This is a genomic window from Rhizobium sp. AG207R, from assembly GCF_027109195.1.
Taxonomy (GTDB): domain Bacteria; phylum Pseudomonadota; class Alphaproteobacteria; order Rhizobiales; family Rhizobiaceae; genus Rhizobium; species Rhizobium dioscoreae.
Map to the genome: position 1 here is coordinate 136,238 of NZ_JAEPVT010000012.1, position 21,312 is coordinate 157,549.

At 59.7% G+C, this 21,312-nt stretch carries 19 protein-coding genes and 3 tRNA genes; 1 reads left to right on the top strand and 21 read right to left on the bottom strand.

Annotated elements, in window-relative coordinates:
* Window positions 1-12: 12 nt before the first annotated feature.
* The 19 genes from JJQ51_RS26325 to JJQ51_RS26415 form a co-directional block, all read right to left on the bottom strand.
* On the bottom strand, window positions 13-777 hold the full coding sequence (locus JJQ51_RS26325; RefSeq protein ID WP_269245497.1) for a biotin--[acetyl-CoA-carboxylase] ligase: 765 nt from the start codon (window positions 775-777) through the stop codon (window positions 13-15).
* Window positions 777-2,219 (bottom strand): NADH-quinone oxidoreductase subunit NuoN, encoded by a 1,443-nt coding sequence (nuoN, locus tag JJQ51_RS26330; protein ID WP_069614967.1) that lies wholly within the window; start codon window positions 2,217-2,219, stop codon window positions 777-779. Before nuoN ends, JJQ51_RS26325 begins: the two co-directional genes overlap by 1 nt.
* Window positions 2,220-2,237: 18 nt before the next feature.
* On the bottom strand, window positions 2,238-3,749 hold the full coding sequence (locus JJQ51_RS26335; protein WP_269245498.1) for an NADH-quinone oxidoreductase subunit M: 1,512 nt from the start codon (window positions 3,747-3,749) through the stop codon (window positions 2,238-2,240).
* The gene (gene nuoL / locus JJQ51_RS26340) at window positions 3,749-5,743 is read right to left on the bottom strand and encodes an NADH-quinone oxidoreductase subunit L (protein ID WP_113328975.1); all 1,995 of its coding nucleotides are present in this window, start codon (window positions 5,741-5,743) and stop codon (window positions 3,749-3,751) included. Before nuoL ends, JJQ51_RS26335 begins: the two co-directional genes overlap by 1 nt.
* 7 nt (window positions 5,744-5,750) lie before the next feature.
* Window positions 5,751-6,059 carry an NADH-quinone oxidoreductase subunit NuoK gene (gene nuoK, locus JJQ51_RS26345; RefSeq protein ID WP_007689961.1) on the bottom strand — a complete coding sequence of 103 codons (309 nt, stop codon included), beginning with the start codon at window positions 6,057-6,059 and terminating at the stop codon, window positions 5,751-5,753.
* Between the two features lie 31 nt (window positions 6,060-6,090).
* The gene (locus tag JJQ51_RS26350) at window positions 6,091-6,705 is read right to left on the bottom strand and encodes an NADH-quinone oxidoreductase subunit J (protein ID WP_069614970.1); all 615 of its coding nucleotides are present in this window, start codon (window positions 6,703-6,705) and stop codon (window positions 6,091-6,093) included.
* A gap of 149 nt (window positions 6,706-6,854) precedes the next feature.
* Window positions 6,855-7,346 (bottom strand): NADH-quinone oxidoreductase subunit NuoI, encoded by a 492-nt coding sequence (nuoI, locus tag JJQ51_RS26355; protein WP_112511122.1) that lies wholly within the window; start codon window positions 7,344-7,346, stop codon window positions 6,855-6,857.
* Between the two features lie 40 nt (window positions 7,347-7,386).
* Complete coding sequence (gene nuoH / locus JJQ51_RS26360; RefSeq protein WP_047627053.1) at window positions 7,387-8,430, bottom strand: NADH-quinone oxidoreductase subunit NuoH; 1,044 nt, start codon at window positions 8,428-8,430, stop codon at window positions 7,387-7,389.
* Between the two features lie 12 nt (window positions 8,431-8,442).
* Complete coding sequence (gene nuoG, locus JJQ51_RS26365; protein WP_269245499.1) at window positions 8,443-10,524, bottom strand: NADH-quinone oxidoreductase subunit NuoG; 2,082 nt, start codon at window positions 10,522-10,524, stop codon at window positions 8,443-8,445.
* Window positions 10,525-10,766: 242 nt separating this feature from the next.
* Window positions 10,767-11,525: a 5' DNA nuclease gene (locus tag JJQ51_RS26370; protein ID WP_269245500.1), complete on the bottom strand. Its 759-nt coding sequence runs from the start codon at window positions 11,523-11,525 to the stop codon at window positions 10,767-10,769.
* A 9-nt stretch (window positions 11,526-11,534) separates the two neighbouring features.
* Window positions 11,535-12,839, bottom strand: a complete 1,305-nt coding sequence (nuoF, locus tag JJQ51_RS26375; RefSeq protein WP_069614974.1) for an NADH-quinone oxidoreductase subunit NuoF — start codon at window positions 12,837-12,839, stop codon at window positions 11,535-11,537.
* A gap of 10 nt (window positions 12,840-12,849) precedes the next feature.
* Window positions 12,850-13,971, bottom strand: coding sequence for an NADH-quinone oxidoreductase subunit E (locus JJQ51_RS26380; RefSeq protein ID WP_113328979.1), 1,122 nt, complete (start codon window positions 13,969-13,971; stop codon window positions 12,850-12,852).
* Window positions 13,972-13,986: 15 nt separating this feature from the next.
* Window positions 13,987-14,289: a hypothetical protein gene (locus tag JJQ51_RS26385; RefSeq protein WP_269245501.1), complete on the bottom strand. Its 303-nt coding sequence runs from the start codon at window positions 14,287-14,289 to the stop codon at window positions 13,987-13,989.
* Window positions 14,289-15,479 carry an NADH-quinone oxidoreductase subunit D gene (locus JJQ51_RS26390; protein ID WP_113328981.1) on the bottom strand — a complete coding sequence of 397 codons (1,191 nt, stop codon included), beginning with the start codon at window positions 15,477-15,479 and terminating at the stop codon, window positions 14,289-14,291. Before JJQ51_RS26390 ends, JJQ51_RS26385 begins: the two co-directional genes overlap by 1 nt.
* 69 nt (window positions 15,480-15,548) lie before the next feature.
* Complete coding sequence (locus JJQ51_RS26395) at window positions 15,549-16,151, bottom strand: NADH-quinone oxidoreductase subunit C (RefSeq protein ID WP_269245502.1); 603 nt, start codon at window positions 16,149-16,151, stop codon at window positions 15,549-15,551.
* Between the two features lie 18 nt (window positions 16,152-16,169).
* Window positions 16,170-16,751 (bottom strand): NuoB/complex I 20 kDa subunit family protein, encoded by a 582-nt coding sequence (locus JJQ51_RS26400; protein WP_015339504.1) that lies wholly within the window; start codon window positions 16,749-16,751, stop codon window positions 16,170-16,172.
* A complete protein-coding gene (locus JJQ51_RS26405) occupies window positions 16,742-17,107 on the bottom strand; it encodes an NADH-quinone oxidoreductase subunit A (RefSeq protein WP_028754004.1) in 366 nt (121 codons plus the stop codon). Before JJQ51_RS26405 ends, JJQ51_RS26400 begins: the two co-directional genes overlap by 10 nt.
* A 258-nt stretch (window positions 17,108-17,365) precedes the next feature.
* Window positions 17,366-17,442, bottom strand: a tRNA-Asp gene (locus tag JJQ51_RS26410).
* A gap of 48 nt (window positions 17,443-17,490) precedes the next feature.
* Window positions 17,491-17,567 (bottom strand) — tRNA-Asp (locus JJQ51_RS26415).
* A gap of 390 nt (window positions 17,568-17,957) precedes the next feature.
* Here JJQ51_RS26415 and JJQ51_RS26420 point away from each other — a divergent pair.
* A tRNA-Val gene (locus JJQ51_RS26420) sits at window positions 17,958-18,033 on the top strand.
* A gap of 362 nt (window positions 18,034-18,395) precedes the next feature.
* Here JJQ51_RS26420 and JJQ51_RS26425 read toward each other — a convergent pair.
* Both JJQ51_RS26425 and JJQ51_RS26430 read right to left on the bottom strand, forming a co-directional pair.
* The gene (locus JJQ51_RS26425; protein WP_113390763.1) at window positions 18,396-19,691 is read right to left on the bottom strand and encodes a capsule biosynthesis protein; all 1,296 of its coding nucleotides are present in this window, start codon (window positions 19,689-19,691) and stop codon (window positions 18,396-18,398) included.
* Complete coding sequence (locus JJQ51_RS26430) at window positions 19,688-21,265, bottom strand: LTA synthase family protein (RefSeq protein ID WP_113390770.1); 1,578 nt, start codon at window positions 21,263-21,265, stop codon at window positions 19,688-19,690. The genes JJQ51_RS26425 and JJQ51_RS26430 overlap by 4 nt, the downstream gene beginning before the upstream one ends.
* Window positions 21,266-21,312: the final 47 nt, after the last annotated feature.

Below are 21,312 nucleotides of genomic sequence, written 5' to 3' on the forward strand. Positions count from 1 at the left end.
GATCCCCAACCATTATCTAAAGAAAACGTCGCCCGCCGCGATCGGCATGATCCTGCCGTCCTCGGTTTCGAGCATCAACAAGCCATTATCATCGATTCCCGAGAAATGGCCCGAAATCGAGCGATCCGGCAAGTTGACCGTGATCTTTTCCCCGATGCCGCATGCAAATTCCCGCCAGCGCGCGGTGATTTCCCGAATGCCCTTGCCGCGGTTCCAGACGTCGAGCGCCTCGGCCATATCGGCGTAAAGATGGGCAAACAGCTCATCCGGCGACACCATCGAGCCCTGCTGCCTGAGGCAGGTGACTGGATACATCGGATTGTCAGGCATGACTGCAATATTGATGCCGATACCGATGACCAGCGCATAACGCCCATCCGGCAAAGCCTCGCCCTCGATCAAAATACCACAAGTCTTCTTGCGACCGATCAGGATATCGTTCGGCCATTTGATCTCTGCAGGTTCGGCGGCCAGCGGCAGCACGCCGCGCACCGCCTGATGCACCGCGACCGCGACCGCAAGCGGCAGCGAGCCGAGGCGGTCCATCGGAGCGGGATCGATCAGAAGGAGAGATGCGTAGAGATTGCCGGCTTCCGATACCCAAGGACGACCGCGGCGGCCGCGCCCACCCGTCTGACGCTCGGCGGTCACCCAAAGGTTCCCGGGGTCGCCGGCCCGCGCACGCTCGAGGCACACGCTATTCGTAGAGGACGTCTCTTGAAGGGCATCGTGCCGGAAGTCGGCGAGCGACTTCCGGCTGTTCATGTCAGACGCCATCAAAACAGTGTCGCAGCAGCGAGATCGGCCGCTCCGCCGATTGCACCGCCGAAGAAGACATAGGTGATGACGAACAGGCCGGAGAGACCGAAGACGAGGCGCAGCGAACCGGCCGTGCGCGTGAATTCGTCCTTAGCTTCATCGAACCACATCACCTTGATGACGCGCAGATAGTAATAAGCGCCGACGACCGAGGCCAGAACGCCGATGATGGCGAGCGCATAGAGATGCGCCTGGATGGCGGCGACGAAGACGAAATACTTTCCGAAGAAGCCTGCGAGCGGCGGAATACCAGCCAGCGAGAACATCAGCGCCGTCAGAACGACCGCCATGAAGGGGTTCGTCGTCGAAAGGCCGGCGAGATCATCGATATTTTCAACCTGGCGGCCGTCCTTGCGGCGCATCGCCATAATGATGGCGAAGGAGCCGAGCGTCATGACCATATAGATGACCATATAGAGCATGACGCCGGATACGCCTGTCTTGGTGCCGGCGGCGAGGCCGACGAGCGCATAGCCCATGTGGCCGATCGACGAATAGGCCATCAGCCGCTTGAAATTGCGCTGACCGATCGCAGCGAAGGAGCCGAGCAGCATCGAGGCGATCGAGATGAACACGATGATCTGCTGCCAGTCGGCGAGCACCGGATGGAAGGCGGTGACGACGATGCGGGTCAGGATCGCCATGGCGGCAACCTTCGGGGCAGCCGCAAAGAAAGCGGTAACCGGTGTCGGCGCACCTTCGTAAACGTCCGGCGTCCACATGTGAAACGGCACGGCGGAGATCTTGAAGGCGAGGCCCGCAAGCACGAAGACCAGACCGAAGACGAGGCCGAGCGAACGGGTCTCGGCGCTGAGTGCGGTCGCGATCGCATCGAAGGTCGTGTGGCCGGTGAAGCCGTAAACCAGCGACATGCCATAGAGCAGCATACCGGAGGACAACGCGCCGAGCACGAAGTACTTCAGGCCAGCTTCGGTCGACTTGATGCTGTCGCGGTTGATGGCGGCCACGACGTAAAGGGCCAGCGACTGCAGTTCCAGCGACAGGTAGAGCGAGATCAGGTCATGCGCGGAGATCATCAGCAGAATGCCGAGGGTCGCGAGCACGAGCAGAACCGGGAACTCGAAGCGATCGAGCTGCTGCTCGCGCGCCTGGCCCATGCTGAGGAACATGGCGACGATCGAGCCGACCAGCGCGACGATCTTCATGAAGCGGGAGAAGCCATCGGCGAGATAGGCACCGCCATAGGCAAGCCCCTCACCCGGCACGAAGATGATCCAGAGACCTGCCACCGCGAGGACCGCGATGGCAAGACCGGTGACCGTGGGGCCAGACCGCTCGCCCGAGAAGACGCCAATCATGAGCAACGCAAGTGCACCGACCGCGAGGATGAGCTCCGGAATGGAAAGATGCAGGCTTGCAAGAATTGTGTCAGCAGTCATGTCGAATAGGTCCCGTCATCAATTCATCGACAGCGCAACATTCTGCGCAGCGTGCAGGGCAGCGGTATAATTGTTCACCAGCAGATCCACCGATGCCGCCGTGGCATCGAAGATCGGAGCCGGATAGACGCCGAAGAGGATCGTCAAAGCGATCAGCGGATAGAGGATCAGCTGTTCACGCGGCGACAGATCCAGAAGCTTCTTCAGGTTTTCCTTCTCCAGCGCGCCGAATATGACGCGGCGGTAGAGCCAGAGCGCGTAAGCCGCCGACAGGATCACGCCGGTCGCGGCAAAGAGCGCAACCCAGGTGTTGGCGCGGAAGACGCCGATCAGGGTCAGGAATTCGCCAATGAAGCCGGAGGTGCCGGGCAGACCGACATTTGCCATGGTGAAGACCATCATGGCGACGGCATATTTCGGCATGTTGTTGACCAAGCCGCCGTAAGCCGCGATCTCGCGGGTGTGGGTGCGGTCATAGATCACGCCGACGCAGAGGAAGAGCGCCCCCGAGACGATGCCGTGCGACAGCATCTGGAAGATCGCACCCTGGACGCCCTGCTGGTTAGCCGCGAAGATACCCATCGTCACGTAGCCCATGTGGGCGACCGACGAATAGGCGATCAGTTTCTTGATGTCGTCCTGCATCATCGCCACCAGCGAGGTGTAGATGATGGCGATGACCGAGAGTGCGAAGACGAGCGGAGCGAAATATTCCGAGGCGTTCGGGAACATGCCGAGCGAGAAGCGGATGAGGCCGTAGCCGCCGAGCTTCAGGAGAACGCCTGCCAGGATGACCGAGCCTGCCGTCGGCGCCTGAACGTGTGCATCCGGAAGCCAGGTGTGAACCGGCCACATCGGCATCTTCACGGCGAAGGAGGCGAAGAAGGCGAGCCATAGCCAGGTCTGCAGCTGCGGCGGGAACTTGTAAGCGAGCAGCGTCGGGATGTCGGTCGTACCAGCCTGCCAGTACATCGCCATGATAGCGAGCAGCATCAGCACGGAGCCGAGCAGTGTGTAGAGGAAGAACTTGTAGCTGGCGTAGACGCGATCCTTGCCGCCCCAGACGCCGATGATCAGGAACATCGGGATGAGGCCGGCTTCGAAGAAGACGTAGAACAGCACGATGTCAAGCGACACGAACACGCCGATCATCATCGTCTCGAGGACGAGGAAGGCGATCATGTAGTCCTTCAGGCGCTTTTCGACCGAGAGCCAGCTCGCGAGCACGCAGAAGGGCATCAGGAAGGTCGACAGAATGACGAACAGCATAGAGATGCCGTCGACGCCCATGTGATAGCTGATGCCACTCGTCAGCCATTCATGCTTTTCGACGAGCTGGAAGCCTGGATTGGCGTTGTCGAACCAAATCCAGACGAAGAGCGACACGATAAAGGTGACGATGGTCGTCGTCAGCGAAATGTTCAGGACGTTCCGGCGGCCGTTGGCGCCGTTCTCCTGCGTAAACAGCAGAAGGAGAACGCCGACCAGCGGCAGGAAGGTGACCGTTGAAAGAATGGGCCAATCGGTCATCAGAGGGAACTCCCGAGCATCATCCAGGTAACGAGGGCCGCGATACCGAGCAGCATCGCGAAGGCATAGTGATAGAGGTAGCCGGTCTGCAGGCGCACGACGCGGTTGGTAACATCGACGACGCGGGCGGCAATGCCGTTCGGGCCGATGGTGTCGATGACCCCAATGTCGCCCTTCTTCCAGAGGAAGCGGCCAAGCGCCTTGGCTGAGCGGACGAAGAGGAAGTCATAGAGTTCGTCGAAGTACCACTTGTTCAGCAGGAACTCGTAGAGGACGCGCTGCTGCTGAGCGAGGCGGCGCGGCGTTTCCGGCGACCGGATGTAGAAGTACCAGGCGGTGACGAGACCGAGGAGCATGGCGATGAAGGGGCTGAGCTCAACCCAGACAGGCGCATGTTCCATTTCCTCAAGGATCTTGTTGTCCGGGAGCGTGAACAGCGCATGCTTCCAGAATTCCTCGTAGGCGTGGCCGACGAAATCGGCGTTGAAATACATGCCCGCAGCAACGGCGCCGATCGCCAGCAGGTAAAGCGGGATCAGCATGACATTCGGCGATTCATGCACGTGGTGCATGACCTCGTGCGAAGCGCGCGGCTTGCCGAAGAAGGTCATGAAGATCAGGCGCCAGGAATAGAAGCTGGTAAACATCGCGGCGATGACCAGCAGCGTGAAGGCGAAGCCGGCGGCTGCGTTGTGCGAGGCGAAGGCTGCCAGGATGATCGCATCCTTCGACAGGAAGCCGGCGAAACCGATATGGGTCAGCGGAATGCCGACGCCGGTGATCGCCAGCGTGCCGATGATCATCATCCAGAAGGTCTTCTGAATATGCGGGCGCAGGCCACCCATATGGCGCATGTCCTGCTCGCCGTCGACGGCGTGGATGACCGAGCCGGCGCAGAGGAAGAGCAGAGCCTTGAAGAAGGCGTGCGTAAAGAGATGGAAGATGGCTGCGCCGTAAGCGCCGACGCCGAGGGCGACGAACATGTAGCCGAGCTGCGAACAGGTTGAGTACGCGATGACGCGCTTGATGTCGTTCTGCACGAGGCCGACGGTCGCGGCGAAGAAGGCCGTGATCGCGCCGATGATGGTGACGAAGGTCAGCGCATCCGGCGACAGTTCGAAGATCGGCGACATGCGGGCGACGAGGAAGACGCCTGCGGTGACCATGGTTGCAGCATGGATGAGCGCCGAAACCGGCGTCGGGCCTTCCATGGCGTCCGGCAGCCAGGTGTGCAGCAGGAACTGCGCCGATTTACCCATCGCGCCCATGAAGAGCAGCAGGCAGACGGCCGTCAGCGCGTGGCCGCGATCGAGATGCATGCCGAGGAAATTGAGCACGATATCGGTCGGCTGGCCGCCCTGCCCGGAAGCGAAGCTCTGGGCATTGCCGAAGATCACATCGAAATTGATCGAGCCGAAGAGGACGAAGACGCCTGCGATGCCGAGAACGAAGCCGAAGTCGCCAACGCGGTTGACGATAAAGGCCTTCATCGCAGCGGCCGAAGCGGACGGCTTCTTGAACCAGAAGCCGATCAGCAGATAGGAGGCGAGACCGACGCCTTCCCAGCCGAAGAACATCTGGGCGAGGTTGTCGGATGTCACCAGCATCAGCATGGCGAAGGTGAAGAGCGAGAGATAGGCGAAGAAGCGCGGACGATGCGGATCGTGATGCATGTATCCGATCGAATAGACGTGAACCAGGGTCGAAACCGAGTTCACGACGATCAGCATCACAGAGGTCAATGTGTCGACGCGCAGCGCCCAGGAAACGTCGATGCCGCCGGACTGGATCCAGCGCAGGACTTCGACCTTGATCGGGCCATCAGTATGGCCAAGCGCCACCGTAAAGAAGACGATCCATGAAAGGACGGCCGCGATGATCATCAGGCCGGTGGTAACATATTCCGAAGCCTTGGCGCCGATCGCGCGGCCGAAAAGGCCGGCGATAACAGCGCCAATCAGGGGAAGAAAGACGATAGCCTTATATAAGAACATAGCTTTATCAGCCCTTCATCACGTTGACGTCTTCGACCGCGATCGAGCCGCGGTTACGGTAGAAGACGACGAGAATTGCAAGACCGATTGCAGCTTCAGCCGCAGCGACGGTCAAAATGAATAGCGCGAAAACCTGGCCGACGATGTCGTTGAGGAACGACGAGAAGGCGACCATGTTGATGTTGACGGCGAGCAAAATAAGCTCGACCGACATCAGGATGATGATGACATTCTTGCGGTTCAGAAAGATACCGAAGACGCCGAGCACGAAGAGGATGGCGCTAACCGTGAGGTAATGGGAAAGTCCGATGACCATGTTCTTGTTCCTTTGATCCTCGTGCCTCGCCTCAGACGCCCTGCCCCGGCTTGACCTTGACCACCTCGACGGCGGTCGCGGGCGTGCGGGCGACCTGTTGGGAAATGTTCTGGCGCTTGATGTGCGTGCGATGCTTCAGCGTCAGCACGATTGCGCCGATCATCGCGACCAGCAGAACGAGGCCAGCGATCTCGAAGAAATAAACGTAATTGGTATAGAGCACGTCGCCGAGGGCGGCGGTGTTCGTCCGCTGCGTCAGAGCCGGGATCGGCATGGCGACGGTCTTGGCAACGGTCGGCGAGATGACGCTGCCGCCGATGACGACGATCAGTTCGGCCGCCAGGATAACGCCGATCAGCGCGCCGATCGGTGCGTATTCCAGAATGCCGGCCCTGAGCTCGGAGAAGTCGATATCGAGCATCATGACGACGAAGAGGAAGAGAACCGCCACGGCGCCGACATAAACGACCAGCAGGATCATCGCCAGGAACTCAGCCCCCATCAAGAGGAAGAGGCCGGCCGCGTTGAAGAAAACCAGGATGAGGAACAGGACCGAATGGACCGGATTCCGCGCCGAGATGACCATGAACGCCGACGCCACAGCGACAAAGGCGAAGATATAGAAAAAAAGAGCCTGCAGACCCATGTTGGTGCCTTTTTCGTCTTCCCCCGGGCAGCCGGGAGTTTCCCTGCCCGATGGAGCTCGGCCGGACGACAGGTCCGACAAAACTCCGGTCTAGATTCAACCGCGACGGCGACAATCGGCCGCCCGTCGCGGCATATTCAGAATTCCGCTCAGCGGTATGGCGAATCCATCGCGATGTTGCGCGCGATTTCGCGTTCCCAGCGGTCGCCATTGTCCAAAAGCCGCGCCTTGTCGAAATAGAGCTCTTCGCGGGTCTCGGTGGCGAATTCGAAGTTCGGCCCTTCGACGATGGCGTCGACCGGGCAGGCTTCCTGGCAGAAGCCGCAATAGATGCACTTCACCATGTCGATGTCGTAACGCACCGTGCGGCGGGTGCCGTCGTTGCGGCGCGGCCCGGCCTCGATGGTGATGGCCTGGGCAGGACAGATGGCTTCGCAGAGCTTGCAGGCGATGCAGCGCTCTTCGCCGTTGGGATAGCGGCGCAGCGCATGTTCGCCGCGGAAGCGCGGGCTGACCGGCCCCTTTTCGAAGGGGTAGTTGATCGTTGCCTTCTGCTTGAAGAAGTAACGCATCGACAAAAAGAATGCGCCGACAAATTCCTTGAGGAACAGCGAGCTGACGGCGTTGGAAATTCCGGCCATCTTCAACCTCCAAATCTGCTTGAAGCGAGGATCGACATCATCATGCCCATCCCGTCAGCTTCAGCACGAATGCAACGATAACGACCATGGCGAGCGACAGCGGCAGGAAAACCTTCCAGCCAAGGCGCATGAGCTGGTCATAGCGGTAGCGCGGCACGAAGGCCTTCACCATCGCGAACATGAAGAACACAAAGCACGACTTCAGCAGGAACCAGATGATGCCCGGAACCCAGTTCAGGATCCAGATATCGACCGGGGGCAGCCAACCGCCGAGGAATAGGATCGTCGTCAGCGAGCACATCAGGACGACGGCGGCATATTCGCCGAGCATGAACATCATGTAGGGCGAAGAGCCGTATTCGACCATGAAGCCGGCAACCAGCTCCGATTCCGCTTCCGGAAGGTCGAAAGGCGGACGGTTCGTTTCAGCGAGTGCCGAAATGAAGAACACGATGAACATCGGGAAGAGCGACAGCCAGTGCCAGTCGAGGAACGAGGCCGGCAGGCCGAGCTTGGTGCCGAGGCCGGTCTGCTGCGACAGCACGATATCCGTCAGGTTCAGCGAACCAACGCAGAGCAGAACGGTTACGATGACGAGACCGATCGAGACTTCATAGGACACCATCTGCGCCGCCGAACGGAGCGCGCCGAGGAACGGATACTTCGAGTTCGAAGCCCAGCCGCCCATGATGATGCCGTAAACTTCGAGCGACGAGATCGCCAGAATGTAGAGGATGCCGACGTTGATATCGGCGACGACCCAGTTCTGCGCGACAGGCACGACGGCCCAGGTCGACAGCGCCAGCACCACGGAAACCAGCGGCGCCAGCAGGAACACGGTCTTGTTGGCGCCGGCGGGGATGATCGGCTCCTTGAACATGAACTTCAGCAAGTCAGCGAAGGACTGGAACAGACCGAAGGGGCCGACGACGTTCGGGCCGCGGCGCAGCTGGACGGCTGCCCAGATCTTGCGGTCGGCAAGCAGAATGTAGGCGATGAAGATCAGCAGGCAGACCAGGAGCAGCAGGGACTGGCCGATCATGATCAGCGCCGGCCAGAGATAGGTCGAAACGAATGAATCCATAGTCCTCTGCCCTTACTCTGCCGCAACGCGGAAATTGTTGCGGGCCAATGCCGAGCATTCGGCCATGACAGCCGACGCGCGCGTTATCGGGTTCGTCAAATAGAAGTCTTTGATCGGCGAAGCAAATGCCGATTTGCCCATCGTGCCGGCTTTTTTCGCAAGTGCGGCAATTTGGGCGCTATCGCCTTCCGCAATCTCGTCGATCCCGGCAAAATGCGGGAAGGCTGCATAGAGCTTGGCCCGCAATTCTCTCAGCGAATCAAAGGGAAGCTTCTTGCCGAGCACGTCGGAAAGAGCACGGATGATCGCCCAGTCCTCGCGGGCGTCGCCCGGTGCGAAACCGGCACGGTTGCCCATCTGGACGCGGCCTTCGGTATTGACCCAGGTACCCGACTTTTCGGTATAGGCGGCCGCCGGAAGGATGACATCGGCGTTCTGAGCGCCGTTATCACCATGCGAGCCGATATAGACCGTGAACTTCGCGCCCTTGCGGCTGAAGTCGAGTTCATCGGCGCCCAGCAGGAAGAGGACGTCCATCGACGACAGCATGGTGGCGGCATTGACGCCCTTTGCGCCCGGCACGAAGCCGAGATCAAGGCCGCCGACGCGCGCAGCTGCCGTGTGCAGCACGGCAAAACCGTTCCAGTCTTCCTTGACGACGCCAACGGCGGCAGCGAGTTTGGCGGCATTTGCCAGAACCTCGGCACCATCTTCACGGATGAGAGCGCCCTGGCCGATGATGATCATCGGCTTCTGAGCGTTCTTCAGGACGTCGGCGAAGCTGTGCGAGCCACTGACGAGATCGGCCAGCGTGTCCGGGCCTGCGCCGAGATAATCATAGGAGTAGCGAAGATCTGCAGCTTCACCGATCACGCCGATCGGGAACTTGCCGCGGCGCCAGCGCTTGCGGATGCGCGAATTCATGACGGCCGCTTCGAAGCGCGGATTGGCGCCCACGATCAGCAGCGCGTCAGCGGCTTCGATACCCTGGATGCTCGGGTTGAAGATGTAGCTTGCACGGCCAAGCGACGGATCTAGCGCCGTCCCGTCCTGGCGACAGTCGAGATTTTCCGATCCCAGCGACTTCAGCAGCTCGCCGAGAGCGTACATTTCCTCGACCGAAGCGAGATCGCCGGCGATTGCACCGATCTTGTCGCCGCTGGTAGCGGAAACCGCCGACTTGATGGCGGCGAAAGCGTCGCTCCAGGTCGCCGGCTGCAGGCGGCCGTCCTTGCGGACATAGGGCTTGTCGAGGCGCTGCGTCTTCAGGCCGTCCCAGATGAAGCGGGTCTTGTCGGAGATCCACTCTTCGTTGATCTGCTCGTTGACCCTCGGCAGAACGCGCATGACTTCGCGGCCGCGGGTATCGACGCGGATCGCCGAGCCGAGAGCGTCCATGACGTCGATCGATTCGGTCTTGTTCAGTTCCCACGGACGAGCCGTGAATGCGAAAGGCTTGGAGGTCAGAGCGCCGACCGGGCAAAGGTCAACGACGTTGCCCTGCAATTCCGAGGTCATCGCCTGCTCGAGATAGGTGGTGATTTCAGCATCTTCACCGCGGCCGATCAGACCAAGCTCGGAGATACCGGCAACTTCCGTCGTGAAGCGGACGCAGCGCGTGCAGTGAATGCAGCGGTTCATCACGGTCTTGACGAGCGGGCCGATATACTTGTCTTCGACCGCGCGCTTGTCTTCCTGATAGCGCGAGGAGTCGATACCGAAGGCCATGGCCTGATCCTGCAGGTCGCATTCGCCGCCCTGGTCGCAGATCGGGCAATCCAGTGGGTGGTTGATCAGCAGGAATTCCATCACGCCTTCGCGGGCCTTCTTGACCATCGGCGTGTTGGTGAAGACTTCCGGAAGCTCGCCGTTCGGGCCACCGCGAATATCGCGCACGCCCATGGCGCAGGATGCCTGCGGCTTCGGCGGGCCACCCTTCACCTCGACGAGGCACATGCGGCAATTGCCGGCCACCGACAGTCGTTCATGGAAGCAGAAGCGCGGGACTTCGGCGCCGGCTTCCTCGCACGCCTGGATAAGCGTGTAGTGATCCGGAACTTCGATCTCTTTACCGTCAATCTTCAGTTTAGCCATCGTCCACTCAGTCCTATGTCACGTCTCCAGCCCAACCTGGCCGCAGACAATTTCATGATCGCAAACCGGGTTGCCATCGGGGCGGCTGAAACGCCTGATAGCACCGGCTTGCTCACAATAAGCTTTGCTGAATCTTGTCCCCGCAAGACCAGCTTTGCGACCGAAACATTGCAGACATCTCCGCAATGATCTCACCCGCGTTCATTCACCCTCCCCGGCGGCGATCCAGCCGAGGAAAAATCTCAGCTCCGGCCCTTCGGCAGCAGCGCCTTCGCCTGGCCAACCCAGTCGTCGCGCCGGATGCGGCCGTCGAAGCCAAGCTCCGTGTCGATCCGCTCGATATCGGCATCGCTCCAGGCGGCAATATCGGCAAATCGCTTGATGCCACGTCCGTTCAGCACCTGCTCCAGCTTCGGACCGACACCGGAAATCCGCTTCAGGTCGTCAGCTTTCTCGGCTGCCTTGCGGCCGCGCGCGGGAGCCGCCTTTGCGGCAACCGGTGAAGCGGCTTCAGCCTTCGCCGTCTTCTTTGCAGTTGTCGTCGCGGCCTTGGGCGCGGCAACTACAGGCTTCGGCTCAGCCTTCTTTAAGCCAACCGCCTTCTGCCTGGCAGCAGCCGGCTTCGGTGCGACTGGCTTCGGCGCAGCCGTCTTGACAACGGGCGCTGCCTTTACAGGCTTTGCGTCCCCTGCCCCGCCATTCGCAGCAGTCGGCTTCGCAGCGGCTTCAGCCTGGTGCTTTTCGTCTTCCAGGGCTTCGGCCAATTTGGTGGTCGCTTCAACGGCACCCTGGAAAGCGCCAAGAAATGCGCCGGCCAGTTGCGAGGTAAAGCCGAAACCGATTGCGGTCGCAGCGGCAATGGCCGCGGCCGGATGGGCCATCAGCGGATGGATCGGCATGATCGGCGCATTCCCAAATATATCGGCAGCGGCGCGGCCGAGATCGGCCGATGCACGATCGGTCGCTCCGCTGTCCTGCCTGATATCGTTGGTCTTCGCCATCTTCGATCCTTATTCGGCTGCTTCCAGAACCGCGCCGTGGCTCGTCGCGTTGGCGGTGTACTGGTCGATGCGCTTTTCGATCTCGGGACGAAAATTGCGGATCAGGCCCTGAACCGGCCATGCGGCTGCGTCACCGAGCGCACAGATGGTATGACCTTCGATCTGTTTCGTCACCTGGAACAGCATGTCGATCTCACGCTTCTGGGCGTTGCCGCGAGCCATACGCTCAAGAACGCGCCACATCCAGCCCGTACCTTCGCGGCACGGCGTGCACTGGCCGCAGCTTTCATGCTTGAAGAAGGCCGAGATGCGGGCAATCGCCTTGATGATGTCGGTCGACTTGTCCATGACAATCGCCGCGGCCGTGCCAAAGGACGACTTAACTTCGCGCAGGCCGTCGAAATCCATCGGGCAGTCGATAATATCGGCAGCCGGAACGACCGGGCACGATGCGCCGCCGGGGATGACGGCAAGCAGGTTGTCCCAGCCGCCACGGACGCCGCCTGCATGCTTGTCTACCAGCTCGCGGAAGGTGATGCCCATGGTTTCTTCGACCGTGCAGGGACGGTTGACGTGGCCCGAGATCATGAAAAGCTTCGTGCCGACATTGTTGGGGCGGCCGAAGGAGGAGAACCAGCCGGCGCCGCGGCGCAGGATCGTCGGTGCTACGGCGATCGACTCGACATTGTTGACCGTCGTGGGGCAACCGTAGAGACCCATATTGGCCGGGAATGGCGGCTTCAGGCGCGGCTGGCCCTTCTTGCCTTCCAGGCTTTCCAGCAGCGCGGTTTCCTCGCCACAGATGTAAGCGCCGGCGCCGTGATGAACGAAAACATCAAAATCCCAGCCGAGCTTGTTGTTTTTGCCCAGCAATCCGGCATCGTAGCACTCGTCGATGGCAGCCTGCAGAGCTTCGCGCTCGCGCATGTATTCGCCGCGCACATAGATATAGGCAGTATTCGCGCCCATGGCGAAGCCGGCGATGACGCAGCCTTCGATCAGCGTATGCGGATCGTGGCGCATGATGTCACGGTCCTTGCAGGTGCCAGGTTCGGACTCGTCGGCGTTAACGACGAGATAATGCGGGCGCCCGTCGCTTTCCTTCGGCATGAAGGACCACTTGAGACCGGTCGGGAAGCCTGCACCCCCGCGGCCGCGAAGGCCGGAAGCCTTCATCTCGTTGATGATCCAGTCACGGCCTTTTTCGAGGATTTGCTTCGTGCCGTCCCAATGGCCGCGCGACATCGCGCCCTTCAGGGATTTGTCCTTAAGGCCGTAGATATTGGTAAAGATGCGATCCTGATCCTGTAACATGCTTCACCTCTTACCGCGGCTTCTTGCCGAAGACCTTGATATATTCCGCTTCGCCACCCTTAGCGAGTGCCTCAGCCTGCCTGACCCAGTCGTCGCGCTCGATCCGGCCCTTGAAATTCAGATAGCCGTCGACCCAATGACGCTCGGCCTCATTCCAACTGGCAATCTGCGTGAAGGTGAAGATACCGAGCTCATGCAAGGTCCCTTCGATCTTCGGGCCAACGCCTGAAATGAGCTGCAGATTGTCCGGCTGCGCGGGTCTTTCGACACCGGCGGGACGATTTTTGTCGTCGAGCGACGGCTTTCCGGCAGCGGGTTCCGCGGCTGCAGTGCCCGAAAGCGGCTGCGTTTCGGCCGCTTTGGCATTCTTGGCTGCTTCCTTCGGCGCCGTCGCCGGCGTCTTCAGGCTGGGATTGGTTTCGGCATCCGTGCTTTTTGCACGGCCGGCTTCCGACGGCGGGATCGATACGGCGTCAGCAGTGGCCTTGGCCGTCTTGCTTGCGACACTCTTTGCCTTCGCCTCATCCGAAAGCAGCGACGTCAAGCCGCCTTCCGGAGCGGAGAAAACGCGATCGATCTGCGGGCCGGTCTGAATCTCATGGCCCTTGCCTGCGGCGAATGCATCGATGATTTCTTCGAGACGTGCCGGCGTCAGATCCTCATAGGTATCTTTGCCGATCACCACCATCGGTGCGTTGACGCAGGCGCCCTGACATTCGACTTCTTCCCAGGAGAGCGTACCGTCGGCATTGCGCTCGAAAGCGTGATCGTTGATCCGGCTCTTGCAGACCTTGATCAGCCCCTCGGCGCCGCGCAGCATGCAGGGCGTGGTGCCGCAGACCTGAACGTGGGCGCGCGTACCGACCGGGTGCAGCTGGAACTGCGTATAGAAAGTCGCGACTTCGAGCGCGCGGATATAGGCCATGTCGAGCATGTCGGCGATCGTTTCGATAGCCGCCTTGGTGACCCAGCCTTCCTGCTCCTGCGCACGCATCATCAGCGGGATGATCGCGGATTGCTGACGACCATCAGGATATTTCTGAATCGTCTTTTCAGCCCAGACCGCATTCTCCGCATTGAAAGCGAAGGCGGCAGGCTGGAATTGATCTTCGGCTAGTCGACGAACGGACATCTTTCACGCCTTATCTCAGTTTAAGGACCCACACCGCGTATTCGTCAGAGACGAGAATTCGCAGGCATAGGCCGACTGGTCTTTCTGCATAAACACAACAAACTTACCGCCATTCGGCACAGCGGCCTTGATCTCGTAACCGCGGGAAAGGAGGTCACCCATGGTCGAATCTCCGCCCGACGTAACCTCGCTTCCACTTTTCGCAGAATTCGAATTCTGCAGGTTGATGCTCGGCAGGCCCTGCGTCTTGCCGGTCTGCTGTGCCGAAGCACCGCAGGCGACGAGAAGCGCTGGAATGAGGACCTGCCAGGCTCGCATCAACGATCCACCTCACCGAATACGATATCGAGCGAGCCGAGCACGGCCGCGACGTCGGCGAGCTGGTGGCCGCGGCACATGAAGTCCATGGCCTGCAGATGCGCATAGCCCGGCGCACGGATCTTGCAGCGATACGGCTTGTTGGAACCGTCCGAGACGAGATAGACGCCGAATTCGCCCTTCGGCGCTTCGACAGCCGCATAAACCTCGCCGGCGGGCACGTGATAGCCTTCGGTGTAAAGCTTGAAGTGGTGGATCAGCGCTTCCATCGAGCGCTTCATCTCGCCGCGCTTCGGCGGAACGACCTTACCATCGAGCGACGAAACCGGTCCGGTCTTGGCATCACCCAGCAGGCGATTGACACACTGCTTCATGATGCGGACGGCTTCGCGCATTTCGATCATGCGGATGAGGTAACGGTCGTAGCAGTCGCCGTTCTTGCCGATCGGAATGTCGAATTCGAGATCGGCGTAGCATTCGTAAGGCTGTGCCTTGCGCAAGTCCCAAGCAGCACCCGAGCCGCGGACCATGACGCCGGAGAAGCCCCAGGCCCAACAGTCTTCCAGCGAGACTACGCCGATATCGACGTTACGCTGCTTGAAGATACGGTTACCGGTCAGGAGGTCGTCGATATCGTCGAGCGCCTTCAGGAAGGGATCGCACCAGTCGCCAATATCCTGCACGAGCTTTTCGGGAAGATCCTGGTGAACGCCACCCGGACGGACGTACGCTGCGTGCATGCGCGAGCCGGAGGCACGCTCATAGAACACCATCAGCTTTTCGCGCTCTTCGAAGCCCCAGAGCGGCGGCGTCAGCGCGCCGACGTCCATGGCTTGGGTCGTGACGTTGAGGAGATGCGACAAGATACGGCCGATTTCCGAATAGAGCACGCGAATCAGCTGACCGCGGATCGGTATATCGATGCCGAGCAGCTTTTCGACGGCCAGCGCATAGGCGTGTTCCTGGTTCATCGGCGCCACGTAGTCGAGGCGGTCGAAATAAGGAACAGCCTGAAGATAGGTCTTCGATTCGATCAGCTTTTCAGTGCCGCGATGCAGCAGGCCGATATGCGGATCGACGCGTTCCACAATTTCGCCGTCCAGTTCGAGGACAAGACGCAAAACGCCGTGCGCAGCCGGGTGCTGCGGACCGAAATTGATGTTGAAGTTGCGAACGTTATGTTCTGTCATGGCGGCGATGCTCGCGTTTTCAGAATGTCAGAGGATGGCAGGCTGGAAAGCCCGCCACACGCCATCAAATTATGCCTTCGCCTTCTCGTCGCCGGGCAGCACATAATCGGTGCCTTCCCATGGCGACAGGAAGTCAAAGTTACGGAATTCCTGCTTCAGCTCTACCGGCTCGTAGACAACGCGCTTGGCGGCGTCGTCATAACGAACTTCGACGAAACCGGTCGTCGGGAAGTCCTTGCGCAGCGGATGGCCTTCGAAACCATAATCCGTCAGCAGGCGGCGCAGATCCGGATGACCGGTGAAGAGAACACCGTACATGTCCCAGGTTTCACGCTCGAACCAATCGGCACCGGGATAGACGCCGCAAGCGGAGGGAACGGGCTGATCTTCGCCGACGGGAACCTTGACGCGAATGCGCAGGTTCTTCTTGGGCGACAGGAGATGGTATACCACGTCAAAACGCTCGGCGCGCTGCGGCCAGTCGACGCCGCAAATATCCGTCATGTTGACGAAACCGCACTTGGCGTCGTCACGCAGGAAGGTCAGCAGGGCGATAACGTTTTCGGTCGTCGTCGTCACGTTCAGCTCGCCGTACTCGATCTCGCTCGAGGAAATCAGGGCGCTGCGAACTTCCGTGAGGTAGGCGGCGAGTTCGTTCAGGGCTTCACTCATAGTACCTTGTCCCCTGCCTTACCGTTCGATCGTGCCAGTGCGCCGGATCTTCTTCTGCAGCAGAAGCACGCCGTAAAGCAGTGCCTCCGCCGTGGGAGGACAGCCCGGAATATAGATGTCGATCGGAACGACACGGTCGCATCCGCGAACGACGGAATAGGAATAGTGATAGTAGCCGCCGCCGTTGGCGCAGGAACCCATCGAAATGACGTAACGCGGCTCAGGCATCTGGTCATAGACCTTACGAAGCGCGGGCGCCATTTTGTTGGTGAGCGTGCCGGCAACGATCATGACGTCGGACTGGCGCGGCGAAGCGCGCGGCGCAAAACCGAAGCGCTCGACGTCATAACGCGGCATGGAAACCTGCATCATCTCGACAGCGCAGCAGGCAAGTCCGAAAGTCATCCACATCAAGGAGCCAGTACGGGCCCAGTTGATCAGCTCATCGGTAGAAGTGACCAGAAAACCCTTGTCGGCGAGCTCATTGTTGATTTCGCCGAAGAACGGATCGTTGCTGCCGACCGGCCGGCCGGTTGCGGGATCGATGATCCCCTTCGGCTGTGGCGCCACGAGTGTCGTGTTGCTTGGGGCTACTCCCATTCCAGGGCTCCCTTCTTCCATTCATAGATAAAGCCGATGGTCAGCACCGCGAGGAACACCATCATCGACCAGAACCCAAACCAGCCGATGGCGCCGAAGGATACGGCCCACGGGAAAAGGAAGGCGACTTCCAGATCGAAGATGATGAAGAGAATCGATACGAGATAAAAGCGGATATCGAACTTCATGCGGGCGTCATCGAATGCATTGAAGCCGCATTCGTAAGCCGACAGCTTTTCCGAGTCGGGCGCCTTGAAGGCGACGGCAAACGGCGTGATCAACAGCGCCAGGCCGATTACCACGGCAATACCAATGAAAATCGCTATCGGAATATAGGAACTGAGCAGTCCAGTCATCATGTCCATCCCTGCTTGCGATCAGCGCCGGGGCGGCGCATCTGAGCAAATGCCCAGCAAGCGAAAGAGCGTTGCAACAGAGCCGTGGTTAGCGCAGGCGGAGCGCGCGCGCAAGCCTTTTGAATCTGTCTGTTAGGGTACTATCGAGCGGTAGATATCAATGTGTTGCGACGGCAACGCGACAAATCAGCGCTGGCGCGAAAAGGCTTCTTCGCAATCGCAATAAATTGATGTTTGATTGTAATGGCTTGGAGAGAATGGCGCGAGTGACGGGGCTCGAACCCGCGACCTCCGGCGTGACAGGCCGGCACTCTAACCGACTGAGCTACACCCGCGCATTGTTTGGCCTTTCAGCCGGTGCAGATCCGAAATTTGCCTTGAAATGGCGCGAGTGACGGGGCTCGAACCCGCGACCTCCGGCGTGACAGGCCGGCACTCTAACCGACTGAGCTACACCCGCATTTCATTTCAAGCATTCCAGATGCTTCCGCACCCATCAAAGCGGCCCTCGCCGTTCGATGAGCGGCTAACTACGGGGTTCGTGTTTGGGTGTCAAGCAGGTTTGAATACAAATCGATGACAGAGTGCGAATTGTTTTGGACAAGCTCGCCCGCAACTTTCCGTTCCGGCGATTTAACATGGCAGGTTCCCGCCCCACGCATTTCATTCGCGCCTGATATGCACAGGAGCAATCCAGCAAGCCTCACATCTGCTCATGTGGATGACGACGGCCGGAGAGTGTAAAATTCAAAAAAATCAAAAAATCTTCACAAACACTCTTGCGGTTTGTCGCCGTTCCGCATAGATCACGGCCACCGAACGCGGCGGGCCAACGACCCGCTTCGCAGAAGGGCGATTAGCTCAGTTGGTAGAGCGCCTCGTTTACACCGAGGATGTCGGGAGTTCGAGTCTCTCATCGCCCACCATTCTCCACATATTTGATTGTTAGTTTGAATGATCGGCGGTTGTAGGCAGCAATCACGATGAGCGCCTTTGTCCGCCCGACACCTGTGGCTCAGTAGTTGCCGAGAATGATGACGGCCAGAAGCACGACGGAAACAAGCACAAGGGCTGCTATGATAACAAGCAGCTCCTTCAACATGAATCGTTCCATCTTGCTGTCATCCATGGCGTTTGCTCCCGGCAAACCGTTATCCACATTCATTCCCAGTGTCGAATCGCTGCGCTGAGTTCTATATCAGTCCACATGTAAGTGGCCTCGTTGTCAATTTCAGCCTGAAGACCCTCGCAGGGGCAACTATTCCTCTTCCATCCCATTGCACCTTCATTACGGCACATGAAATTTTATCGGCCGCTGCCTTGGCGGCGGCTCGATGTAGGCATCCGGCAGGTTGACCGTCCGCGACAGCAGTCTCCCCGCGATCTGCGCGGCGGCGGCGCGCGCGCCCTCGCGCGAGCAAAAGTTGCCGCGTACCTGTACCGTCGCGGCCAGCAGGCGAAAAAATGCGCTGCATAGCTCCGGCGACGGCGGGATCGGCTCCCACCAGAATCGATCCAGGCTACCTTGATCGCTCAAACCATCGATATCGTAGATCGCCGCTCCCAGCGCTTTGACCGGCTTCCCAACCTGCAGCGCGGAAAGCGCCGCCGTCGAGTTGACCGTCACCATGCCCTGGCTGGCGGCAATCAACCGATCGAGATTGCCACCATCGATCAGATGAATGCGCGCCGACAATCCGCATGAGGCGCCGATGCGGTCGACATAGGCGCGCCAATCCACCAGCCCGTGATCGAGCGGATGCAGCTTGAGGACGAGATGCGCGTCGGATGCCGCATTCTTCGCGAAGGAACGAAGAATCAACCGGATAGCATCCTGCTGCTGATGGAAGGGCGAGTGCGCTCGCAACTGAAAATCGGTCTGAAGCTGCAGCGGATAGACGAAGAAGCGCTTGCCGGCGGCAATCAGATCCTTGATCACACCCTCTGCCTCTCGCGCCCTCCTGCCCCTGAAAGAAAGTTTCCTCAGCCAGCCGGCGTATTCCATTAGAGGATGGTAGAGCCCGTGCCGCCGATAGCCTGGATAGAGGAACCACAGAAAGACGGTCGGGAGATAATAGGCGAGATCGTAAAGGGCTTCCGCCAGGAAAGTTTGATTGTAGCGGCGTTTCCAATCCGGCTCCGGCAGCTTGGACGCTGCTTTCAATATATGGGCAGGATCGGCCGGAAAGTGCGAATTGGAGGAGAGGCCATCTCGCTCGAGCGTCACCCAGTCAGGCCGCAAATATCCCATCTCGACGACATTGACGGTGACGCCGGCACGCCGCGCCTCCTCGATGGCAACCTTATGGTAGGGGCGCTCCTCGCCGTGCAGGATCAGGTCGGTGACGTTCTCGGCCTCGAATCGCTGCCTGACATAGGCGCGCCATCCGGCAAAATCGCCGCGATAATTGGAAGCGCCGCGGCAGCGCCAAGAAATCCAATCCCCGGCATTCAAGTTGATGCGGATGCAGCGGCCGCCAGCCTTTTCCAATATCCTGGCAGTCTCGACGAACAAAGGCGAGGATGGGCCCTGCAGGAAGAGGAAGACGCGCGGGCGCGTGACCCCTTCCCCACTGGGCATCATTCCGCGACCTCGGTGGCAAGTCCGGCATAGTGCAGCAATGTGCCGATCAGATTCCAGGGCGCCTCTTCCTGCGATGGCTGCGGCCTTTGCGAATGGGCGCGCGCGCGGCCTAACGGAACGATGACGTAATCGGTGCGCGGATCGGGGAAAGGATCGGCAAAGGCTTTCAGCAAGGGCGCATGATCACCATAGAAGAGCAGCCAGACCGGGCGATCCAGCCTGTCGAGGTGATGGGCGAGATTGCCGAGTGCATGATCGGCGCGCATCAGGAGCTCGCCATAGATATCCACCGGATTGACGAGGTCGCCGCAGCGGCCCGGCTCCCAGGGGCCATGGTTCGCCATGGATGCGACAAAGAGGAAATTCTTGCCCACGCCATCGTCGTCGATCGTCCGAATCACACTCTTGGTCAGCGAGAGATCGCTGACATAGGGTCCATCGCGTTCCGGATTGTGATCAAACTCGTCCAGCATCATCATCCGGTCGAAGCCGAGCTGCGGCAATGCCTTGTGGCGAAGGAAGAATGTCTTGTCGTAGGGATGGATGAACTGCGTCTTCCAGCCCGCCTTCTTCAGCCGCGCCGGCCAGACCACATCCTTATAGTGGCTGGCGCGCAGATAGGGGTAGCTGGCATCGATATGCACATTTTCGGGCAGTAGCCCGCTCAGGACGGCAAATTCGGTTCGCAGCGTATAACCACCCTCGAAGACGCTGGTCATGCGGCCCCATTGCGCGGCCTGCTCACGCAGGCGGTCGAGATTGGGAAGCTTGATATTGTCGACGCCAAAATGTCTGAGGTCGATGAAGGATTCGGATTGCCAGACGACGATGAGCGGTTCGTCTTCACCATGGTCCCAAAGCTCCTGAAGCGCCGACATGAAGCGCCCGGACAATTCCGAGACGATCGCCTCGCGCCGGACACCAACCCAGATGACGAAATGAAAGACGACGGAAGCGAATGTGCCAAACCGCACTGTATCGATCTTCACATCAACCCTGCCGAGAAACTTCTGTGTGAAACGGCAGACCGGTTCGCTGACGACCCTGCTGAACAGCGCGAGCCATGGCGCGAAGGCGACCACCAACATCAACAGGACCCACAGCAATTGGTTCGACGAAGGCAAAACCGACGGCTCGAGATACATGTAGAGGCCGCTGAGGCCGAAAACATAAGCGAAGGCGATGATCCAGAAGACGATGTTCAGCGAAGTCGCGTAGAAGATCTCCTTGTATTTGAAGACATCTACGACGAGCGCGATGTCCGAAAAAACCAGAGGCTCACGGATAAACTCGAACTTCGCCCTCGATATGCCCGTGAAGATGACGAAGAAGCTGATGACAGCCTGCGTGCTGTAGAGCGGGCGCCACGAAATGGCGAAGAAGGCGACATAGATCAATATGATAACCGGAATCCTCGCCGCCCAGTCGCAGGCTACCCGCCGCCAGCTTCTTTTCGGGCGATTCTCGGCGGTGACGGCAGCCGGCATTGCGAAAGGATCAGTCAGCAGGACGATGACGCAGGAAAACGCGAAGCAGGCGAGCGTCAAAAGAACTGGAAAATCATGAAGCTTCAAGATTGCGCCATCCAAATGCCCGCCGCCTCTATGACATTCTCATATCC

What these genes read in the sequence shown, in the direction of transcription:
- JJQ51_RS26325 (WP_269245497.1), bottom strand. Translation starts at nt 777, where the DNA reads ATGGCGTCTGACATGAACAGCCGGAAGTCGCTCGCCGACTTCCGGCAC.
- nuoN (WP_069614967.1), bottom strand. Translation starts at nt 2,219, where the DNA reads ATGACTGCTGACACAATTCTTGCAAGCCTGCATCTTTCCATTCCGGAG.
- JJQ51_RS26335 (WP_269245498.1), bottom strand. Translation starts at nt 3,749, where the DNA reads ATGACCGATTGGCCCATTCTTTCAACGGTCACCTTCCTGCCGCTGGTC.
- nuoL (WP_113328975.1), bottom strand. Translation starts at nt 5,743, where the DNA reads ATGTTCTTATATAAGGCTATCGTCTTTCTTCCCCTGATTGGCGCTGTT.
- nuoK (WP_007689961.1), bottom strand. Translation starts at nt 6,059, where the DNA reads ATGGTCATCGGACTTTCCCATTACCTCACGGTTAGCGCCATCCTCTTC.
- JJQ51_RS26350 (WP_069614970.1), bottom strand. Translation starts at nt 6,705, where the DNA reads ATGGGTCTGCAGGCTCTTTTTTTCTATATCTTCGCCTTTGTCGCTGTG.
- nuoI (WP_112511122.1), bottom strand. Translation starts at nt 7,346, where the DNA reads ATGGCCGGAATTTCCAACGCCGTCAGCTCGCTGTTCCTCAAGGAATTT.
- nuoH (WP_047627053.1), bottom strand. Translation starts at nt 8,430, where the DNA reads ATGGATTCATTCGTTTCGACCTATCTCTGGCCGGCGCTGATCATGATC.
- nuoG (WP_269245499.1), bottom strand. Translation starts at nt 10,524, where the DNA reads ATGGCTAAACTGAAGATTGACGGTAAAGAGATCGAAGTTCCGGATCAC.
- JJQ51_RS26370 (WP_269245500.1), bottom strand. Translation starts at nt 11,525, where the DNA reads ATGGCGAAGACCAACGATATCAGGCAGGACAGCGGAGCGACCGATCGT.
- nuoF (WP_069614974.1), bottom strand. Translation starts at nt 12,839, where the DNA reads ATGTTACAGGATCAGGATCGCATCTTTACCAATATCTACGGCCTTAAG.
- JJQ51_RS26380 (WP_113328979.1), bottom strand. Translation starts at nt 13,971, where the DNA reads ATGTCCGTTCGTCGACTAGCCGAAGATCAATTCCAGCCTGCCGCCTTC.
- JJQ51_RS26385 (WP_269245501.1), bottom strand. Translation starts at nt 14,289, where the DNA reads ATGCGAGCCTGGCAGGTCCTCATTCCAGCGCTTCTCGTCGCCTGCGGT.
- JJQ51_RS26390 (WP_113328981.1), bottom strand. Translation starts at nt 15,479, where the DNA reads ATGACAGAACATAACGTTCGCAACTTCAACATCAATTTCGGTCCGCAG.
- JJQ51_RS26395 (WP_269245502.1), bottom strand. Translation starts at nt 16,151, where the DNA reads ATGAGTGAAGCCCTGAACGAACTCGCCGCCTACCTCACGGAAGTTCGC.
- JJQ51_RS26400 (WP_015339504.1), bottom strand. Translation starts at nt 16,751, where the DNA reads ATGGGAGTAGCCCCAAGCAACACGACACTCGTGGCGCCACAGCCGAAG.
- JJQ51_RS26405 (WP_028754004.1), bottom strand. Translation starts at nt 17,107, where the DNA reads ATGACTGGACTGCTCAGTTCCTATATTCCGATAGCGATTTTCATTGGT.
- JJQ51_RS26425 (WP_113390763.1), bottom strand. Translation starts at nt 19,691, where the DNA reads ATGATGCCCAGTGGGGAAGGGGTCACGCGCCCGCGCGTCTTCCTCTTC.